This is a genomic window from Streptomyces sp. NPDC058683, assembly GCF_042716195.1.
Taxonomy (GTDB): domain Bacteria; phylum Actinomycetota; class Actinomycetes; order Streptomycetales; family Streptomycetaceae; genus Streptomyces.
This window is the reverse complement of the sequence record NZ_JBHXSK010000012.1, coordinates 97,338-116,785: the sequence shown is the minus strand read 5'-3', so window position 1 is coordinate 116,785 and position 19,448 is coordinate 97,338. Positions and strand designations below refer to the sequence as shown.

General features: G+C 71.8%; 16 protein-coding genes and 1 riboswitch. Of the genes, 3 read left to right on the top strand and 13 right to left on the bottom strand.

Annotation, left to right across the window (positions count from 1 at the left end; all coding sequences use genetic code 11):
• The first annotated feature begins 24 nt into the window (after nucleotides 1–24).
• Nucleotides 25–807 carry a DUF899 family protein gene (locus ACFWXC_RS15380; protein WP_384478790.1) on the top strand — a complete coding sequence of 261 codons (783 nt, stop codon included), beginning with the start codon at nucleotides 25–27 and terminating at the stop codon, nucleotides 805–807.
• Between the two features lie 34 nt (nucleotides 808–841).
• On the opposite strand, the gene ACFWXC_RS15375 is transcribed toward ACFWXC_RS15380, so the two are convergent.
• On the bottom strand, nucleotides 842–1,195 hold the full coding sequence (locus tag ACFWXC_RS15375; RefSeq protein ID WP_384478788.1) for a VOC family protein: 354 nt from the start codon (nucleotides 1,193–1,195) through the stop codon (nucleotides 842–844).
• Nucleotides 1,196–1,564: 369 nt separating this feature from the next.
• On the opposite strand from ACFWXC_RS15375, the gene ACFWXC_RS15370 reads away from it, so the two are divergent.
• On the top strand, nucleotides 1,565–2,704 hold the full coding sequence (locus ACFWXC_RS15370) for an SGNH/GDSL hydrolase family protein (RefSeq protein WP_384478786.1): 1,140 nt from the start codon (nucleotides 1,565–1,567) through the stop codon (nucleotides 2,702–2,704).
• A 224-nt stretch (nucleotides 2,705–2,928) separates the two neighbouring features.
• The gene (locus ACFWXC_RS15365; protein WP_384478784.1) at nucleotides 2,929–5,394 is read left to right on the top strand and encodes a lamin tail domain-containing protein; all 2,466 of its coding nucleotides are present in this window, start codon (nucleotides 2,929–2,931) and stop codon (nucleotides 5,392–5,394) included.
• Nucleotides 5,395–5,495: 101 nt separating this feature from the next.
• Here the strand turns inward: ACFWXC_RS15365 and metE are convergent, their stop codons facing one another.
• The 12 genes from metE to ACFWXC_RS15305 form a co-directional block, all read right to left on the bottom strand.
• Nucleotides 5,496–7,814 carry a 5-methyltetrahydropteroyltriglutamate--homocysteine S-methyltransferase gene (gene metE, locus ACFWXC_RS15360; RefSeq protein ID WP_384478782.1) on the bottom strand — a complete coding sequence of 773 codons (2,319 nt, stop codon included), beginning with the start codon at nucleotides 7,812–7,814 and terminating at the stop codon, nucleotides 5,496–5,498.
• A 160-nt stretch (nucleotides 7,815–7,974) separates the two neighbouring features.
• Nucleotides 7,975–8,197, bottom strand: a riboswitch (cobalamin riboswitch).
• Between the two features lie 134 nt (nucleotides 8,198–8,331).
• Complete coding sequence (locus tag ACFWXC_RS15355) at nucleotides 8,332–8,847, bottom strand: flavin reductase family protein (RefSeq protein ID WP_384478780.1); 516 nt, start codon at nucleotides 8,845–8,847, stop codon at nucleotides 8,332–8,334.
• A 59-nt stretch (nucleotides 8,848–8,906) separates the two neighbouring features.
• Nucleotides 8,907–9,677: an alpha/beta hydrolase gene (locus ACFWXC_RS15350; protein ID WP_384478778.1), complete on the bottom strand. Its 771-nt coding sequence runs from the start codon at nucleotides 9,675–9,677 to the stop codon at nucleotides 8,907–8,909.
• Between the two features lies 1 nt (nucleotide 9,678).
• Nucleotides 9,679–10,755: an LLM class flavin-dependent oxidoreductase gene (locus ACFWXC_RS15345; RefSeq protein WP_384478776.1), complete on the bottom strand. Its 1,077-nt coding sequence runs from the start codon at nucleotides 10,753–10,755 to the stop codon at nucleotides 9,679–9,681.
• Between the two features lie 60 nt (nucleotides 10,756–10,815).
• Nucleotides 10,816–12,165: an NtaA/DmoA family FMN-dependent monooxygenase gene (locus ACFWXC_RS15340; RefSeq protein WP_384478775.1), complete on the bottom strand. Its 1,350-nt coding sequence runs from the start codon at nucleotides 12,163–12,165 to the stop codon at nucleotides 10,816–10,818.
• A gap of 39 nt (nucleotides 12,166–12,204) precedes the next feature.
• The gene (locus tag ACFWXC_RS15335; RefSeq protein ID WP_384478773.1) at nucleotides 12,205–13,035 is read right to left on the bottom strand and encodes an ABC transporter ATP-binding protein; all 831 of its coding nucleotides are present in this window, start codon (nucleotides 13,033–13,035) and stop codon (nucleotides 12,205–12,207) included.
• Complete coding sequence (locus tag ACFWXC_RS15330; protein ID WP_384478771.1) at nucleotides 13,032–13,901, bottom strand: ABC transporter ATP-binding protein; 870 nt, start codon at nucleotides 13,899–13,901, stop codon at nucleotides 13,032–13,034. The genes ACFWXC_RS15335 and ACFWXC_RS15330 overlap by 4 nt, the downstream gene beginning before the upstream one ends.
• Nucleotides 13,901–14,809, bottom strand: coding sequence for an ABC transporter permease (locus ACFWXC_RS15325; RefSeq protein ID WP_384478769.1), 909 nt, complete (start codon nucleotides 14,807–14,809; stop codon nucleotides 13,901–13,903). The genes ACFWXC_RS15330 and ACFWXC_RS15325 overlap by 1 nt, the downstream gene beginning before the upstream one ends.
• A gap of 2 nt (nucleotides 14,810–14,811) precedes the next feature.
• The gene (locus ACFWXC_RS15320) at nucleotides 14,812–15,840 is read right to left on the bottom strand and encodes an ABC transporter permease (protein ID WP_384478767.1); all 1,029 of its coding nucleotides are present in this window, start codon (nucleotides 15,838–15,840) and stop codon (nucleotides 14,812–14,814) included.
• A gap of 41 nt (nucleotides 15,841–15,881) precedes the next feature.
• Nucleotides 15,882–17,456 (bottom strand): ABC transporter substrate-binding protein, encoded by a 1,575-nt coding sequence (locus tag ACFWXC_RS15315; RefSeq protein WP_384478766.1) that lies wholly within the window; start codon nucleotides 17,454–17,456, stop codon nucleotides 15,882–15,884.
• Between the two features lie 532 nt (nucleotides 17,457–17,988).
• Nucleotides 17,989–18,927, bottom strand: coding sequence for a DsbA family protein (locus ACFWXC_RS15310; protein WP_384478764.1), 939 nt, complete (start codon nucleotides 18,925–18,927; stop codon nucleotides 17,989–17,991).
• On the bottom strand, nucleotides 18,924–19,358 hold the full coding sequence (locus ACFWXC_RS15305) for an RrF2 family transcriptional regulator (RefSeq protein WP_384478762.1): 435 nt from the start codon (nucleotides 19,356–19,358) through the stop codon (nucleotides 18,924–18,926). The genes ACFWXC_RS15310 and ACFWXC_RS15305 overlap by 4 nt, the downstream gene beginning before the upstream one ends.
• Nucleotides 19,359–19,448: the final 90 nt, after the last annotated feature.

Sequence of the window (19,448 nt, the reverse complement as noted above, 5' to 3'; positions counted from 1 at the left end):
GCGCCGGACTCCACGGAGGACACCATGACGCCCACGCCCGACGAACCGATCACCGCGCTGCCCGGCCGCCCGCCCGTGGTCGACCTGGCCGCCTGGCAGGCCGCCCGTGACGAGTTGCTGGTCCGCGAGAAGGCGCACACCCGGGAGGGCGACGCGATCGCCGCGGCCCGCCGCCGGCTGCCGATGGTGGAGTTCGACGGGACGGCCGAGGTCGTCGGACCCGACGGCCCGGTGCCGTTCGTGGACCTGTTCCAGGGCCGCGACGAGCTCGTGGTCTACAAGCACATGTGGCACGACGGCGCGCCGCACCAGGGGCAGTGCGAGGGCTGCACCACCACGGCCTGGCACCTCCAGGACGCCTCCTACCTCAACGCCCGCGGTGTGTCGTACGGCGTCCTGACCACCGGCCGGTGGGACGAGGTGGCCCCCTACGTCGAGTTCATGGGCTACACCCAGCCCTGGTACTCGGTGCGCGACGTGGAGGGACCGGCCGGCGGGCCCATGGGTTACCTCACCAGCTACCTGCGGGACGGCGACCGCGTCTTCCTCACCTACTCCACCACGGGACGTGGCAACGAGCGGGTCAACGGCTCCCTCGGCCTGCTCGACATGACGCCCTACGGCCGCGGCGAGGCATGGGAGGACAACCCCGAGGGCCGGCCCAAAGGGGACAGCGCCTGCTGGTCCTGGCGCTCGGACGCGGACGGGAACGCCACCTGGGGCCCGACCAGCCGCCCCGTGCCGCAGTGGACCCGCCCCGGCGCGACCCCCGTGGAGACCCTCGGCCGGCACGGTCACCACCACTGACACCGGCCGGGGCCACGTCACCGGGCCGGCGCGGTCAGGCGGGCTGCCACAGCTCGATCCGGTTGCCCTCGGGGTCGGTGACCCAGCCGAACCGGCCGATGCCGTCCATGTCCTGCGTCTCCTCGGCCACGTCCGCTCCCGCGGCGCGGAGCTGCGCGAGCATGGCGTCCAGGTCGCGGACCCGGAAGTTGAGCATGGTCTGCTGGGTACGGGAGCCGAAGTAGTCGGTCCCTGACTCGAAGGCCGCGAAGACCGTGGGCCCGGCCTGCTGGTGCCACAGCCCGTGGTCGTCGATGTCCAGACCCAGGCCGTCGCGGTACCACGCGGTCAGGGCCGCCGGGTCCGCGGCCCGCAGGAAGTATCCACCGATTCCAAGCACACGTTCCATGCCGTCATCCTGCCAGCACGGCGAAGGACAGGCATCGGCCAGATCCCGGCGAGCCGCCGCGGCGGGTCACGCGGGGGTTGTGCGGTTCCCGGACGGTTCTCGTTTTGCGGTGGCGGTGTTCACCGGGCCGGCTGGGGCCGGTCCCGGGGCATCACGGGCCGATTCCGTGATCGGTACAGCGGCCCGGTTGGCCGTCGGGCACCTTCGCCGGTGCTCCCGGAAGGAAGCGGATTCCGCTCTCCCGGCGCAAGCCTCTGGATGACGCGACGACATGAGCGTGGAGGGAGCGGTCGGCGGCGGCATTCTGAGCACAGGCCGGTATCCGGGGAAGAAGCACCCTTCCACGTCATCCTCAAGGAGAGTCGCCACGTGCGTTCCATCCTCGCCCTCGCGCTCGGCTGTGTCGTCGGAGCACTGGAGAAGATCCCCGGGCCCGCCGGGGTCGCCCTGCACCGCGCTCCCGGCCCCGGACGCGACCAACTGGCGGACACCGCCTACGAGTTCATCAGCACCGTGCCCTCAGGAGTGCGGCTGGAGATGCTCACGGACGCCACCGGGATCGAGCTGGACGCCCGGATCACCCAGGTCGTGATGACGGGATCCGAGCCGTCCGACGCGGTCTTCGACCTGGTCGTCGACGGCGAGCTGCGGGCACCCGTCACCAGCTCCGATCAGACCCTCATCCACGTCGACCCCGCCACCATGGCCCTGGAGGAGCACCCGGCCCCGCCGGCCACCGTCCGCTTCCGCCTCGGCTCCGAGCCCCGGGAGCGCCGCGTCGAGATCTGGCTGTCCAACTCACGGGCCACCCAGCTCGTCGACGTCCGTGTCCCGCACGAGGCGTCGGTGCGACCGGCTCCGGCGAGCGGCCCGGTGTGGGTGCACCACGGCAGCTCGATCAGCCAGTGCTCGGAGGCGGACCGCCCGACCGGCACCTGGCCGGCGATCGTCGCCCGGCGCGCGGGCCGCTCCCTCGTCAACCTCGGCCTCGGCGGCGAGTGCCACCTCGACCCCTTCATGGCCCGGGCCATCCGCGACCTGCCCGCCGACGCGATCAGCCTCGAACTGGGCATCAACATCGTGGCCGGCGACACCATGCGGGAACGCACCTTCGTCCCGGCGTTCCACGGCTTCCTCGACACCGTCCGCGACGGGCACCCGGACACGCCGATCCTCGTCATCAGCCCCATCGTCTGCCCCGCCGCCGAAACCCGGCCCGGCCCCACGCTGCCGGGCGCCGACGGCCGGGTCCGCACCCTCGACCGCCCCGCCGAACTGGCGGTGGGCGCACTGACGTTGGCCCGCGTCCGCGAGTTGCTGGCCGAGCATGTGGAGCGACGCCGGAAGGCCGGCGACCACCGGCTCCACCTCATCGACGGCACCACGCTCTTCGGCCCCGAGGACACCGCCGACCTCCCCGACGGCCTCCACCCGAACCCGGCCGGCTACGCCCGCATGGCGGAACGCTTCCTGCCCCGGACGTTCGGCGAGGCGGGGCTGTTGAGGTAGGCCGGAAGGGCGGCGCGACGGCAGGACGGAAGGCCTGCGGGACGGTGGGTCGGACGGGTCGGTCCCGTGACAGATGTTCACAGTCCGTCTGGACCCGCAGATTTAACCGCACACCCCTTGTTACGTCATTTCTACGCGCGTAACCTCAGCCGGTCGCATGGATCCCACCGGTCGAATGCATGTCATGTGCCCACTCTCCGGCGGACGTTGAAGGAGTCACCCTCGTGCAGATTCACAGACCCAGCGCATCGCGTGTAGCCGGCGCCGCGTTCGTGGCCGCGGCGGCCACGGCGGCCGTCATCGTGGCGCCGCTGCCCGCCGCGTTCGCCACCCCGTCGGCGAGCGCGGTCATCTCGGAGGCGTACGGCGGCGGAGGCAACTCCGGAGCGACGCTCACCAACGACTTCGTGGAGCTGGCCAACCGCTCCACGGCGGCCTACTCCCTGGACGGCTACAGCGTCCAGTACCTCCCGGCCTCCGCCTCCGCGAGCTCGCTGTGGCAGGTCACCCCGCTCACCGGCTCGCTCCCCGCCGGCGGCGCCTACCTGGTCGGCGAGGGCGCGGGCGCCGGCGGCACGACCGCCCTGCCGACCGCCGACGCGACCGGCAACATCGCGATGTCCGCCACCGCCGGCACCGTGGCCCTGGTCAAGGGCACCACCGCGCTGACCTGCAAGACGGTCGCCGACTGCACCGGCGACGCCAATGTCGTGGACCTCCTCGGCTACGGCAGCGCCGTCGTCCGCGAGGGCACCGCCGCGCCGGCGACGAGCAACACCACCTCCGTGTCCCGGGCCGCCTCGCTCGCCGACACCGACGACAACTCGGCGGACTTCACCGCCGGTACGCCCACCGCGACCAACAGCGCGGGCGACACCGCGAGCGGCGGCACCGGCGGTGGCCCCGGCGGCCCGACCGCGCCCGGCGCCTTCCGCATCCACGACATCCAGGGCACCACCCGCATCTCGCCCCTCAAGGGCCAGAGCGTGGTGGGCGTCCCCGGCATCGTCACCGCCGTCCGCACCACCGGCAGCAAGGGCTACTGGATCCAGGACCCCACCCCGGACGCCGACCCCGCCACCAGCGAGGGCCTGTTCGTCTACACCGGCTCCGCCACGCCCACCGTCTCGGTCGGCGACTCGGTCCTGGTCAGCGGCAAGGTCTCGGAGTACTACCCGGCCTCCGCCGCGCAGTCGGTCACCGAGCTGGGCAGCCCGGTCTCCACCACCCTCTCCACCGGCAACGCCCTCCCGGACGCGGTCACCCTCGACGCCGCCACCATCCCGGACACGTACACGCCGACCAACAACGGCGGCAGCATCGAGGGCCTCCCCCTCCAGCCGGCCGTCTACTCGCAGGACTTCTACGAGTCCATCGAGGGCATGCGCGCCTCGGTCTCCGACGCCCGCGTGGTCGGCGCGACGAACACCTACGGCGAGATGTTCGTGACGGCCAAGCCGGACGAGAACCCCACCAAGCGCGGCGGCACCCTCTACGGCGGCTACGACCAGCAGAACACCGGCCGTATCGAGATCGTGGCGGCCGACGGTACGACCCCCGTCCTGAACGTCGGCGACAAGCTGGCCGGCACCACCACAGGACCGGTCGACTACTCCGACTTCGGCGGCTACCTGCTCGCCCCCTCCGCCGCCACCACCGGCACGGCCGTCGACAACGGTCTCCAACAAGAGGTGACGCGCAAGCAGAAGCACCGCGAACTGGCGCTCGCCACCTACAACGTGGAGAACCTCGACCCGACCGACAGCGACGACAAGTTCTCCCGGCTCGCCAAGGGCGTCGTCAAGAACCTCTCCTCGCCCGACATCGTCACCCTGGAGGAGATCCAGGACGACAACGGCGCCACCAACGACGGCACCGTCTCCGCCGAGGCGACCCTGAAGAAGTTCACCGCCGCGATCGTGGCGGCCGGCGGCCCGAAGTACTCCTGGCGGTACGTCAACCCGGTCAACGACGAGGACGGCGGCGAGCCCGGCGGCAACATCCGCCAGGTCTTCCTCTTCAACACCAAGCGGGTCTCCTTCGTGGACCGCGCGGCCTCCGGCGACGCCTCCACCACCGCCGTGTCCGTGGTCAAGGACCGCAAGGGCCAGGCCCACCTGTCCGCCTCCCCGGGCCGTATCGACCCGGCCAGTGCCGCCTGGACGGACAGCCGCAAGCCCCTCGTCGGCGAGTTCGTGTTCCAGGGCCAGACGGTCTTCGTCATCGCCAACCACTTCATCTCCAAGGGCGGCGACGACCCGGTCCACGGCCGCTACCAGGAGCCGACCCGCTCCTCGGAGACCCAGCGGGGGCTCCAGGCCGAGGAGGAGAACGCCTTCGTCGAGTCGCTGCTCACCGCCGACCCCCGGGCCCAGATCGTGGCCGCCGGTGACCTGAACGACTTCGAGTTCTCCGACGCGGTCAAGACCCTCACCGACGACGGCAACGACCTCACGGACCTCATCGACACCCTTCCGGTGTCCCAGCGGTACAGCTATGTCTACGACGGCAACAGCCAGACCCTGGACCACATCCTGACCAGCCCCTCCATCACCCACTACGACTACGACGTCGTCCACATCAACTCCGAGTTCGCCGACCAGGCGAGCGACCACGACCCCCAGGTCGTCCGGATCGACGTGAAGAAGTGCGGCAAGAAGGCCCACCAGCCGAAGCCGCACAAGGGGTAACGGCAACGGGCGTCACCGGGGCTCGCACCTCGGGCTCATGGCCGCTCGCCCGCCGGGCCGGAGCGTCACCAGCGCGCTCCGGCCGGGCGGGTTCTGTGGTGTCAGGAGGCCGGCAGTTCCTCGCGGACCGTGCGGGCCGCGCTGACCAGGTTCTCCAGGGAGGCGCGGGTCTCGGGCCAGGCGCGGGTCTTCAGGCCGCAGTCGGGGTTGACCCACAGCCGTTCGGCGGGGATCGCCTTCAGTCCGGTGCGGAGCAGGTCCGCGGCCTCAGCAGCGCTCGGTACGCGCGGCGAGTGGATGTCGTAGACACCGGGTCCGGCCTCACGCGGGTAGCCGTGTGCGGCGAGTTCACAGGCGACCTGCATGTGCGAGCGGGCCGCCTCCAGGCTGATGACGTCCGCGTCGAGGTCGTCGATGGCCTGGACGATGTCGCCGAACTCGGCGTAGCACATGTGCGTGTGGATCTGGGTCTCCGGGCGCACCCCCGCGGTGGTCAGCCGGAACGACTCCGTCGCCCAGGCCAGATAGTCCGGGCGGTCGGCGGCGCGCAGCGGCAGGGTCTCGCGCAGGGCCGGCTCGTCCACCTGGATGACGGACGTCCCGGCCGCCTCGAGGTCGTCGACCTCGTCGCGCAGGGCGAGGGCGACCTGGCGGGCGGTGTCGCCGAGCGGCTGGTCGTCGCGGACGAACGACCAGGCGAGCATGGTGACCGGACCGGTCAGCATGCCCTTGACCGGGCGGCCGGTCAGGGACTGGGCGTACGTCGTCCAGCGCACCGTCATCGGCTCGGGGCGGGAGATGTCACCGGCCAGGATCGGCGGCCGGACGTACCGGGTCCCGTACGACTGGACCCAGCCGTGCTGGGTGGCGATATACCCCGTCAGCTGCTCGGCGAAGTACTGGACCATGTCGTTGCGTTCGGGCTCGCCGTGCACGAGGACGTCGATCCCGGCCTTCTCCTGGAAGGAGACGACCTCCTGGATCTCGGCCCTGATCCGCTCCTCGTAGCCGGCCCTGTCGATCCGGCCCGTGCGCAGGTCGGCACGCGCGGTGCGCAGTTCGCCGGTCTGCGGGAAGGAGCCGATGGTCGTGGTCGGCAGCAGCGGCAGCCCGAGGTGGGCCCGCTGGGCGGTGGTCCGCTCGGTGTACGGCTGGGAGCGGCGGCCGTCGGCGTCGGTGATCGCGGCGGTACGGGCGCGGACCGCCGGGTCCCGGGTGATGGGGGAGTTCTCGCGGGAGGCGAGGTCGGCCCGGTTCGCCGAGAGCACGGCGGCGATGGTGTCGGTGCCCTGGGCGAGGCCCTTGGCGAGGGCGACGATCTCGGCGGTCTTCTGCTTCGCGAAGGCCAGCCAGCGCAGGATCTGCGGCTGGATGTCCCGCTCGGCCGCCGCGTCGAGCGGCACGTGGAGGAGGGAGCAGGAGGCGGCGACGTCGACCCGGTCGGCCAGGCCCAGCAGGGTGCCCAGCGTGGACAGGGACTTGGCGAGGTCGTTGACCCAGATGTTGCGGCCGTTGACGACACCGGCGACCAGGCGCTTGCCGGGCAGTCCGCCGACGGCGGCCAGCGCGTCCAGGTTGGCGGCGGCCGATTCGGTGAAGTCCAGCGCCAGCCCCTCCACCGGAGCCTTGGCCAGCACGGGGAGGGCCTCGCCGAGCCGGTCGAAGTAGGAGGCGACCAGCAGCTTCGGGCGGTCGGGCAGGGCCCCCAGGTCGCGGTAGGCCCGTTCGGCGGCGTTCAGCTCGGCCGGGGTGCGGTCCTGGACCAGCGCGGGCTCGTCGAGCTGCACCCACTCGGCGCCGGCGGCGCGCAGGTCGGCGAGCACCTCGGCGTACACCGGGAGCAGCCGGTCGAGGAGGGTGAGGGGTTCGAAGCCGGCGGCCACGCCCGGGGCGGGCTTGGCGAGCAGCAGGTAGGTGACCGGGCCGACGAGTACGGGCCGGGCGGTGAGGCCCAGTGCGAGGGCCTCCTTCAGCTCGGCGACCTGCTTGCCGGAGTCGGCGGCGAAGACGGTGTCAGGGCCCAACTCCGGTACCAGATAGTGGTAGTTCGTATCAAACCACTTGGTCATCTCCAGCGGCGCCAGGTCCTGGGTGCCGCGGGCCATGGCGAAGTAGCCGTCCAGCGCGTCGGCGTCGACGGCGGCCCGGTGGCGGGCGGGGATCGCGCCGACCATCACGGTGGTGTCCAGGACGTGGTCGTAGTACGAGAAGTCACCGGTCGGCACCTCGTGGATGCCGGCGCCGGCGAGTTGCCGCCAGTTGCTCCGGCGCAGGTCGGCGGCGGTGGCGCGGAGGGCGTCGGCGTCGGTCCGGCCCTTCCAGTAGCCCTCGATCGCCTTCTTCAGTTCCCGGTCCGGACCCTGGCGGGGGTAGCCGTACACGGTGGCCCGTGCTGCCGCGGCTGCGGACTTCGATGTCACGGAGATCTCCTTCGCGAGATGAATCCCTGAGATCCCGGAGACGGGACGAGAGCGCGAAGGGGTGCCGAACCGGACGGAAACGACCCTGCACGGCACGGTCATCCGCCTGATAGGTACGCCGACCCGCCCTCGAGGTCACCGGGATGTCCGCGCACGAGTGGTTCGCGCGCGGGCAGTTGGCAGGTCTTCGGACTCGCGGGCACGCCCTCCTGACGGAGGACACCTACCGGCCGTCGCTTCCCAGGTCCGTACGTCGGGCCCAGTGCGTATGACGGCGTTCGTTCCCACTCACCGCTGCGGGGCAGTCCCGGATTCCCACCGGGTTCCCTCTTGCGACGCATCCCGCCTGGCGGACGGGGCGAACCAGCTGCACCGGTCACCCTACGGGGTACCGCCGCGGAGAGCGGCGACACGTCCGTCATCCGGATGATGTGAGCTGGACCACCCGAACCCGGTCCCGGGCGGCGCACACCGTCGTCCACCTCGCGGACGACGGTGTCGAGACCGGGGCGGGATCTCACACCAGCGGGTGCGCCGCCGCGAAGGATCCGTTGTGGTGGACGAGGGCCGGGGCCTCTTCGACCACCGCGCCCGAGTCGATCTCGCCGACGACCAGCAGGTGGTCACCGATGGTCTGACGGAGGGTGATGCGCGCCGACAGCCAGCCGGTGACGTCGTCGAGGATGGGCAGCCCGTCCTGCTGCGCTCGCCAGCGCACCCCGGCGAACCGGTCGACCCCGCTGCGCGCGAACTGCCCCGCCAGGCCGGCGTTGGCCGTGCCGAGGACATGGACGGCGAAACGGTCCGCGAGGCGTGCGGCGGGCGTGCTGGACGCTTCGAGGCCGATGCAGAACGACACCAGGGCCGGCCGCAGGGAGACGGAGGTGAAGGAGGTGGCGGTGAAGCCGACGGGGCCCGGGAAGGTGATCACCGTGACTCCGGCGGCGTGCCGGCGCAGGGTGTCGCGGAGGATGTCCGCGCCGTCGGGGGCGGTGGCCGCCGGCGACGGACTTCGATGGAGCGGGGCGCTCATGCCCTTTCCTTTCGGTACGCAGGGGGAGTGGTGCGGGGCGTGGCCCGCGATGTCGGCCGTCACCAGGCGCTCGACTCCACCGCGATCGCGGGCACCAGCCCGGTACGCAGCGCCTCCAGGAAGCTCACGACCTCGGCCGCGACCGAGCGGTGCTGGAGGTCGTTGAGGACGTCGTGGTGGGCGTCGCGGACCACCGCCAGCCGGGAGCGGGACAGGGTCTTCGCGGTGCCGGTCAGGGCGTCGCGGTCCGCGAGCGGGTCCGCGTCGCCGACGAGGAGCAGGGTGGGGACGGCGAGATCCGCGTGGTAGGCCGCGTCGAGCAGGGCACCGGGCAACGGGGCGTCGAGCGTGCCCCGTTGCGCCTCCGGGTCGTTGCTGAGCACACCTCGGTGGGTCGGGCAGGACGTGCGGACATCGAGTTCGTCGTCCCAGGTGCCCGCCGTGCCGCCGCTCCGGCCCGGCAGCCCCGCCAGGACGACTGCTTCCGGCCGCACGGCGGTCGAAGAGCCGCCGGGACCGAGCAGTGCCGCGACGGCCGCGGCACCGGAGTCGGCGCCGACCAGCACGAGGGGACCGGTCACTCCGTCTTCGGAGGCCGCGGTGCCGTCGACGGCGGCGGAGAGCCGGTCACCGAACCGGGCCAGCGTGCCGGTGAGGTCGTCGGCGTCGATCTCGGGGCCGTCCACGACCCGGACGCGGTAGGCGTCGGCGGCGAGCCGCCTGCCGAAACGGCCGTAGGTGGCACGACTCTCTCCCCGGCCGGGCACCATGACGACGGTGCCGCGGGTGAGGAGGCCCTCGGGGGCGTAGTAGTCGGTGTACTCGGTCATCTCAGGCTCCTGCGAGTTCGGGTTCGGGTTCGGGCCGGGACGGGGGTTCGGGTGCGGTCGCGGGTCGCCAGCCCAGGGCGGGGGCCACCTCGGTGGCGATCAGTTCCAGCGCCCGGATCGCGGCGTCGTGGTCGGGGACGGCGGGGTTGAACTGGGTGATGAGGTCGGTCGCCACGGGCAGGACCTTCTCCCGGCCGAGCGCGGCGACGATGTCGTCGGGATGGCCGTAGAAGGAGTGGAAGCGGCGCAGTGCCTCGTCCACGCCCAGGTCCTCGGGGAAGGCGCCGCTCTTCGCCATGCGATGTGCCGCCCGGCGGACGTCGTCGCCGATCTGCGCGAGCGCCGTCCGCCGGTCCTTGGCCGGGAAGACGAAGCGGGACAGCCCGATGCGGGGGCGGCGCGGCTGCTCCGCGGCGGCGTCCCAGGCGGCGAGGTAGGCGTCCGCCCAGGGCCGCTGGACCTCGTCGGTGGCGGTGTCGTAGCCGTAGGCCGCGCGGTTGAGCAGCAGGTTCGAGCCCGCGCCCGCGGCATGCCGGGCGCCGGGTGCGCTGAAGACGCCCTGCCAGATCCGGTCGGAGAAGTCGCCGGCCGCCGGCTGGATACGGAAGCCCGGCGTACGTACCTCCTCACCCGCCAGCGCCTGGCGCAGTACCGCGAGATGCTCGCTGGTCAACTCCCTTTTGCGGGAGACGTCCTGGCCGAACGCGGCGTACTCCGTCTCGCTCGCGCCGCTGCCCACGCCCAGTTCGACCCGGCCGCCGCTGAGTGTGTCGACCACGGCGATGTCCTCGGCGAGCCGGACCGGGTCCTCCAGCGGCAGGATCGTGATGGCGGTGCCCAGCCGGATCCGGGTGGTCCGCGCGGCGGCGTGGGCCAGGAAGGTCCAGGGTGAGGACAGGCCGCCACCGCCGAGGGAGACATGGTGCTGGGCCACCCAGCCGGTGTCGAAGCCGAGTTCGTCGGCGACGACGAACAGCTCCTGGGCGTTGCGGTAGGTCCGGGCGAGGTCGGTGCCCCGGCCCTGGACATGGGTGAGGAAGCCGAGTCTGAAGCGTGGGGGCTGGGTGGTGGTGGTCATGGGTGACTGCCTTTCGCGATTCCCGGGTCCGTCGTCGAGTCGGTTCGGCCGGTCGGCCGGTCAGACGGCCAGGTCGTTCACGAGCCGGCGCTCGTGGGTGTGGCGGTTGACCGGGATCGGCAGGCCGAGGTTGCCGCGCAGGGTGTCGGCCTCGTACTCGGTGCGGAACAGCCCGCGCTTCTGGAGGATCGGGACGACGCCGTCCACGAAGAGTTCGAGTTCGTCGTTGGTGCGGAAGGCGAGGTTGATGCCGTCGAAGGTGCCGGCGTCGAACCACTGCTCGATGGTGTCGGCGACGGTCCGGGGCGCTCCGACGAACGGCGACTGACGGAACTCGCTGACCAGACCGGCGACCTGACGCAACGTGAGGTTCTCCGTCCGCGCCCGCTCGATGAGCTTGGCCGCTCCGGTGCGGCCGCCCTTCTCGGCGAGGTGCGCGACGTCCGGGAACGGCCCGTCCAGGTCGTGCACGCTGAAGTCGTACGCGCCGAAGGAACGGCCGAGCAGCGCGAGGTTGCGCTCGAAGTCGTTGTCCTCCTCGAAGATCTCCCGCTCCCGGAGCCGGGCCGCCTCGTCGGTGCGGCCGACGACCGGACCGCCGTGGATGAAGATCTTGATGCCCTCGGGATCCCGGCCGTAGGACGCCGTGCGCTTCTTGATGTCGGCGTAGTACTCCTGCGCCTGCTGGAACGAGCCGCCCGGCGCGAAGGTGGCCTCGGCGGCCTGCGCGGCCAGGTCACGGCCCTCCTCGGAGACCCCGGCCTGGAAGATCACCGGCTGGCCCTGCGGCGAGCGGGACAGGTTGAGCGGGCCCGCGATCCTGAAGTGCTCGCCCTCGTGGTTGAGTTCGTGCAGCTTCGCGGTGTCGAGGAAGACGCCCCGCGCCACGTCCGCCGGGAACGCGTCGTCCTCGTAGGAGTCCCACAGGCCGCGGGCGACCTGGACGAACTCCAGCGCCCGGCCGTAACGGGTGGCGTAGTCGAGGTGTTCGTCGAGCCCGTAGTTGCGGGAGGTGCCGGTGTCGAAGCTGGTCACCACGTTCCATCCGGCGCGGCCGCCGCTGATGTGGTCCAGGGAGGCGAACCGGCGGGCGAGGTTGAACGGCGAGTTGTACGTCGAACTCGCCGTGCCCACCAGGCCGATGTGCCGGGTGTGGGTGGCGACCGCCGACAACAGGGTGAGCGGTTCGAGGCGGTTGAGATAGTGCGCCGGGTAGGTGGCGTTGATGAACTGGCTGTCGACGATGAACAGGGCGTCGAACAGGGCGTGTTCGGCGGCCTGGGCCTGCGCTATGTAGTAGTTGATGTCGATGCTGGCGTTCTTCGCGACCCGCGGGTCCTTCCAGAGACCGTGCTGGCCGGGGCCGCCGACGCCGTAGGGGTGCAGGGCGAGGTGGATCTTGCGAGACATCGGAGAATCCGTTCTGTGCGGTGGGAGTCGAGTAGTGCTTCAGGCGTGCAGCAGGGTGCGCAGGGACTCGCGTTCGGCCCGGTCGGCCGAGGCGGTCCGCAGGGTGGGCGCGGAGCTGACGAGCAGCCGGGTGTACACGTGCAGCGGGTCGGTGATCACGTCCCGGGCGGCGCCGGTCTCGACCAGCTCGCCCTGGTAGAGCACCGCGATCCGGTCGGCGATGCCGGCGACCGACCCGAGGTCGTGCGAGATGAAGACCAGGGCCGTGCCGGAGCCACGGAGTTCCTTGAGGATCTGCAGGATCTGGACCCGGTTGGCGGAGTCCAGGGCGCTGACCGGCTCGTCGAGGATGACCAGCTTCGGCTCGGTGACCAGCGCCCGGGCCACCGCGACCCGCTGCCGCTGACCGCCCGACAGCTCCCCGGGCAGCCGGTCGAGCAGTTCCTCGGAGAGCCGGACGCGGGCGAGGAACGTACGGGCCCGGTCCGCCGCCTCCTTGCGCGGCACGCCCTGCACGAGCAGCGGTTCGATCAGCGACTCCTCGATGGTGAGGTCCGGGTCGAGGCTGCGCAGCGGGTCCTGGAAGACGTGCTGGAGCACACCGCGCCGGCGCAGACTCCGCCACTGGCGCCTGCCGTACGAGCCGACGTCCTCGCCGCCGATGACGATCCGGCCCGCCGAGGCGCCCACCAGGCCGAGCACGGCGCGGGCGAGGGTGGACTTGCCCGAACCGGTCTCGCCGATGATCCCGACGGTCTCGCCGGGAGCGACGCTCAGCGATACGTCGTGCAGGGCGCGGCGGCGCTGCCGGCGCGCGCCGTAGTGCACGTCCAGGCCGGTGACTTCGAGGACGGCGGGCGGGGTGGTCACGATGCCTCCTGAGCTGCGCGGAACTTCTCCAGGCCGTACTCCTCGTGCTCGGCGACGAGGAGCCGCGTGTACGCGTGCCGCGGGTGGTGGAGCACCTCTGCGGTCGGGCCGTGCTCCACCACCTCGCCCTCGCGCATCACGAGGACCTCGTCGCAGAGCTGGGCGACGACGGCCAGGTCGTGGGAGACGACCACCAGGGCCAGCCCGGTGCGCTCGCGCAACTCGGCGAGCAGGTCGAGGATCTCGGCCTGGACCGTGACGTCGAGGGCGGTCGTGGCCTCGTCGGCGATGAGGATCCTCGGGTCGGCGGCGATGGCGGCCGCGATCAGGACCCGCTGGAGCATGCCGCCGGACAGCTCGTACGGGTACTGGCCGTAGACCAGCTCCGGGTCGCGCAGCTGTACGGCGTGGAGCAGCTCGATCGCGCGCTGCCGGGCCGCGCGCCGCTTCAGGCCCTTCTTGACCCGGACGACCTCGGCGATCTGTGCGCCGACCCGGATCGACGGATTGAGGTACGACGCGGGGTCCTGGAACACCGCGCTGATCGTCGCGCCCCGCAGCTCCGTCCACTCCCGGGGCGTCAGCGTGGCGATGTCCGTGCCGGTGATCTCGATGGAGCCGGCGGTGACCTCGAAGTGCGGGGGCAGGATGCCCAGCGTGGCCCGGCAGGTGAGGGTCTTGCCGCTGCCGGACTCGCCGACGATGCCGACGGTTTTCCCGGGGGTGAGTTCGAAGCTCACCCCGTGCACGATCTCGCGGTCCCCGACCCGGTCGCCGATGTGCACGTCACGGACGGCGAGGACCGGGGCCGTACCGGTGGGCGCTTCGGTCTTCTCGGGGGCGGGGCTCTGGGACAGGGTGGTCATCACGCACCTCCGGCGGGAACGGCATCGGACGTGCCGCGCTTGCCCTGGCCGCCGTCCGGGCGGTTGGCGCGGGCCGTGCGGTTGTTGACGAAGGCCCGGCCGGCCTCGCCGGAGACGTCGCGGATCGCGTCGGCGAGCTGGTTGCTGGCCCAGACCGTGACCATGATCAGCAGGGCGGGGACGACCGGCGCCCACGGCTGGTAGTCGAGATAGCCGAGGTCGGAGGCGAGCAGGCCGCCCCAGGTGGGCGCGGGCGGCTGTACGCCGATGCCGAGGAACGTCAGGCTCGACACGATGACGAAGCCGGTACCGATGGTCTGGGCGAGCGCGACCGCGATCGGCGGAAGCACCTTGACCCAGACGTGCCGCCGGACGATCCAGCCGGTCGAGGCGCCGGAGACGATCGCCGCCTCCACGTACTGCGAGCGGGCGACGGACAGGGTCGCGGCCCGGCCCACCCGGTAGAAGAGCGGGGAGACCAGCACCCCCGTGACGAGCATCGCCTGGCCGATGCCGTTGCCGAGCAGCGCGATCACGGCGACCGCGAACAGCAGGAACGGCAGCGCGACCAGGGTGTCGGCCAGCCGCAGGGTCAGCCACTCGAAGACCCGCCCGAGATACACCGACAGGATGCCGGGGACCGCACCCACGACCAGGGCCACCAGGGCGACTTCGAGGGCGCCGAGCACGCTGACGCGTGAGCCGTCGAGGAGCCGGCTGAACACGTCACGGCCGAGATAGTCGGTGCCGAGCCAGTGGGCACCCGAGGCCGGGGCGAGCGCGTCGGTGCTGGTGGCCAGGGGATTCTGCGGGGCGAGCAGCGGACCGAGGATCGCCAGGAGGGCGATCAGGGCGAGGATGCCGAGGGCGATCCGGCCGGAGGTGAGGGAGAGGACGCGGCGCACCATGGTCAGACCCCCCGCTGGGATGCGGGCGTCACACGCGCCAGCACCAGGTTGACGATCAGGTTGAAGAGGACGACCAGGACGATCGACACCACCAGCACGCCCTGCACGGCCGGTACGTCACCGGCCTGCGCGGAGTCGTTGGCGAATCTGCCGAAGCCCTGCAGCCCGAAGATCCACTCGGTCACGACGGAGGCACCGACCAGGGCCGGGAACTTCAGGCCGAGGGTGGCGAGCGCGGGCCCGATGCCGTTGCGCAGCACATGGGTGAGGAAGATCCGCCGTGGGCTCAGTCCCCGGACCACCGCGCCGGTCACGTAGTTCTCGCGGTAGGCCGCGACGAGACTGCCGCGGAGCTGGCGGGCGACATCGGCGACGACGTCGAAGCTCAGCGCGATCGCCGGGAGCGTGATGTGCGCGAGCCACGGGCCGAACCCCTGCGCCGCCGGGATGTATCCGGCGGAGGGGAACACATGGAGTCCGACCGCGAAGACCGCCACGAGCACGATCCCGACGACGAACGCCGGCATCACCGAGATCACGGTGACGAACCCGGTGATCGCCCGGTCCACCCAGGTGGTGCGGCGCAGCGCCGCCACCGTGCCGAGGACGAAGCCGAGGAGTACGCCGATGATCAGGGCGAACGTCGCGATGGAGAGGCTCACTCCGAGGCCCAGGCCGATGAGGGTGGAGATGTCGGCGCCGTTGGTCCAGCTGGTGCCGAGCTGTCCGTGCAGCACGCCGGTGAACCAGTCCCAGTACTGCACCAGGAAGGGCCGGTCCAGCCCCCACTGGGACTCGACCCGGTGGACCGCTTCGGGAGTCGCCTCCTCGCCCAGCTGGATCCGCGCCGGGCTGAGTCCGCTCAGCGACCGGAGTGCGAACGTCACGAAGGTCGCGACCATGAAGACGGGCACGATGATCGCGACGGACCGGGCGAGGGTGACCAGGACACGGCCCAGCGTGTGCCGCGCCCTGGCCACGGCGACCCCGCGACGGCGGGCAGGCCCGGCCGGTACCGCGGTCGTCGTCATGGGGTTGCCCCCTCTCTGCTAGTGGAGTGGGTGGACGGGTGTCAGTTGCCGCCGGAGATGGTCACTCCGGTCCAGTCGATGTGGGCCGGGTTCTTCGGCAGGCCGGAGATCGACTTGCTCTTGGCGAAGAGGTTCGGCGGGGAGTAGGTGAAGACCAGCGCCTTGCTCTGCAGCCCGGCTCGGGTGGCCGCCTGGAGGGCCTTGGCGTAGTCCGGCGAGTCCAGCGGGGTCTCCCGCACCTTGGCGACGGCCGCCTCGAAGCCGGCCGGCTCGTACGGCGAGCTGAGGTTCAGCGGGCCGTTGGGGCCGAAGTGGGCGGTGAGGGTCTGCAGGGCGGAGTCCCGGCCGGTGGTCCCGTACAGCGACAACGTCAGGTCCTTGGCGAAGAACGGGGTGGCCCAGTTCTTGTCGATCTTGATGGTGACGGTGATGCCGACCTTGGCCAGCTGCGACTGGACCAGCTCGGCCTGGGGGTCCTCGGCCGGGATGACCAGGTTGAGCTTGATGTCACCGGCCTGGTAACCCGCGTCGGCCAGCAGCTTCTTCGACTTCGCCGGGTCGTAGGGGTAGTCGTTCGCCGACCGCGGATCGTAGGCCACGTACCCCTGCGGGAACGGCTGGTTGGTCACCGAGCCGTAGCCGAAGCCCAGCTTGTCCACGAACTCCTGACGGTTGACCGCATAGCGGACGGCGTCCACGACCTTGTCGTTGTCGAACGGTGCCTTGTTGATGTTGAGGCTGATGTTGTTGGCGTTGAAGCCCGGCTGGGAGAAGACGTCCAGACCGGTCTTCTTGGCGGCGGCCGCCTGGCTCGGGCGGAGGTCGGCGAAGTTGTAGACGCCGGTGCGCAGCCCGGAGACGACCGTGGAGGCGTCGGGGGCCGAGGTCAGCTCGACGTTGTCGATGTGGATGTTCTTGGCGTCCCAGTAGTCCGGGTTCTTCTTCAGGACCGCCTTGGTGCCCGGCACCAGCTGGGTGACGACGAACGGTCCCGCGCCGACCGGGTTCTGGTCCAGATTCGTGGGGTTCGCGGCCGCCTTGGGACTGGCGATCTGCAGGACCCGCTCACCCAGCAACTGAGGTATCTGGTAGTCGGCCTGGGTGAGGTGGAGCACCGCGTCCAGCCCCTTGGCGTCCACGGACTTGATGGAGGTCAGATCACCGAAGAGCGCCGAGTTCTTCTGCTTCTGCGCCCGCTCGATGGCCGCCTTGACCGCGGCGCCGTTCACCGGCTCGCCGTCGCTGAACTTCAGGCCGGGCCGCAGATGGAAGGTGATCTCGTCACCCTTCTTGTTGTACTCCCAGCTCTTGGCGAGGTCCGGCACGGCCTTGCCGGTCTCGTCCGTGCGGGTCAACGATGCGTAGGCCAGGGCGAGTTCACGGAACTGGGCGCCACTGCCCCCGACCACCGGGTCCCAGTGGGCCGGGAAGTAGGAGGAGGTCCACTTCAGGGTGGAGCCGCCGCCCGCGGAGGCGGTGCCGGAGCCGCAGGCGGTGAGCGCGGGGGCCAGCAGGGCGACGAGGGCGCCGGCGACGGCTGCGGTGCGCAGGCCGCCGGACCCCCGGCGTGAGACGGGTTCGAGTCCGGGACGGCAGGCGGTGTGGTGTGCGGGCATCTCGTTCTTCCTGTGGTCGGCCCGGTCTGGGTCGGGGCGGAGGGAGCAGGGCGGAAGGCCGGCTGGACATCCGCGCGGACCGTCGACCGGGACCGAACGGGCATGCCGGGGCGAGCGCCGGCACACACTCGGGGCGTGCGGCGCTCAGGGCAAGGGGAGTTGACGGCCTCGCGAGGGCAGGCCCGGAGGCTGTGCAGGAGGCGACGGGGAACGCGGGCGCGGAGGACGGCGGGACGCGGCCGGGCCGGACGGCGGGCAACCGGGGCCGCACCGCAAAGGTGCGGAGGTCAGGCGGCTGCGGGCCGGAGGCGGCGGACGGCTGAGGGCCGGGTACGGCGGAAGGTCAGCGACAGAGTGCGCTGCAGGTGCGCCGCAGGTCCACGTAGCGGCACACCACACCGGGGTGCGTCGTGAGCATGCTGCACATCCTGGGGGCTGCCGCGACCGGCTGTCAATGGACACCAATTGGTGTCTCATTCGGCGGGACGGCCTCTGTCCGCAGATCAGAGGTCCGCCGGAGGGAAGAAGGGGCTCAGCCGGTGGCGGCCCGGCGTGCTGACGCTTCGTCAGGATGCAGCCACAGCGGGCCGTTTCCGGTCTCCACCCGGACCGCGTGCGGCGGCGGCCACGCGCCCTCCGCCGGCGGCGGCCGCTCCGGATCCGTCATGCTCCCGTAACGCTCCAGCGCCTCCGCCGGGGAGAGGGGCGCGGGGACCGTGAGCAGCCCCGGACAGAGTTCCTCGACGACGGCGGCGTACTCCTCGAAGGGCCGCCAGCCGGGCACCGCACGGTAGCCGCCGGGCGCACGCACCAGCAGGGTCGGCAGCGCGTACCGGTACCCGCCGTCGGCGGTCTCCTTGGCCGTACCCGGATGCGGTGAACCGCTCGACACGGAACGCACGTCGGGGACGGGCCGGCGCGCCTCGGCACGGTCGGCGCGCACCCGCTCCAGGACCGCGTCGGACGCGGCGTCGGCGGCCAGCCGCTCCATGTCCAGGCCCGGTACGCCCCGGACCGCGGCCAGCGCCAGCGCGGCGGTGTCCGCCGGTTCGCCGAGCACGAAGACCGTCTCCCGCAGCCGCCGCAGCGCTCGCTCGGCGACGGCGTCGCCCTGGAGGCGGCTCTGGAGGTCGCCCTCGCGGCCGCCCTGGAGTTCGGCGGCCTTGGCGACCAGCGAGGCGGGCCAGGAACTGGCCGGCATCCGGCTCAGCCGTACCGCCCGGGGAGCCCCGCTGTGCGCGCTGATCTCCTCGACATAGCGTGCGTACCAGGCGGTCTCCGCCGCCGGATCCGGCGGCGGGTCGTCGTCGTCATCGAAGAGGATCGCGTACGCCCGCCGCCAGCGGACCCGGCCGGCCAGCGCCGCCCGCAGCCTGCGGAAGACCGGCTCCGAACCCCACGCCCACGGACACAGCGGGTCGGTGTACTCCACCACCTCGACCGGCGGCGGCAGCTCGGCGGCGCCCGTCACGCGGCGCCCGTCCGGGCCAGCCTCTCGGCCGGTGCGGCGGCCAGCAGCGACATCAGGGTCACCCCGCCCAGGACCGCCGCCGCACCCGCCTCGACCTCACGCCACACCCCGGGCAGCCCCGCGGCGGGACCGGGGTAGTCGAGCCCGGCCAGCGACTCGCCGCGCAGCGTGATCAACTCACCGTCAATGGCCCGCGTGACATCCAGCAGAGTGATCTCCCCGGCGGGCCTGCCGAGCCAGTAACCGCCCTCGCAGCCACGCTGGCTGCGCACCAGGCCCGCTCTGCGCAGCTCACCCACCACCGACTTCAGAAACCTGAACGGGATCTCCTGCGAGGACGCGATCGCCTCACAGGTCAGCGGACGAGCCGGCTCACGGGCGAGCTCCAGCAGCGCCCGGATGCCGTAGTCCGCCTTCGCGGAAATATGCATGCGCACATCATGCCCGAGGAGTCGGCGTGGCGAGCCGCTTCCGGCAGCCCGCTCGCTCTGTTGCGGGAACATTGCCGCAGGTGAAAGGCA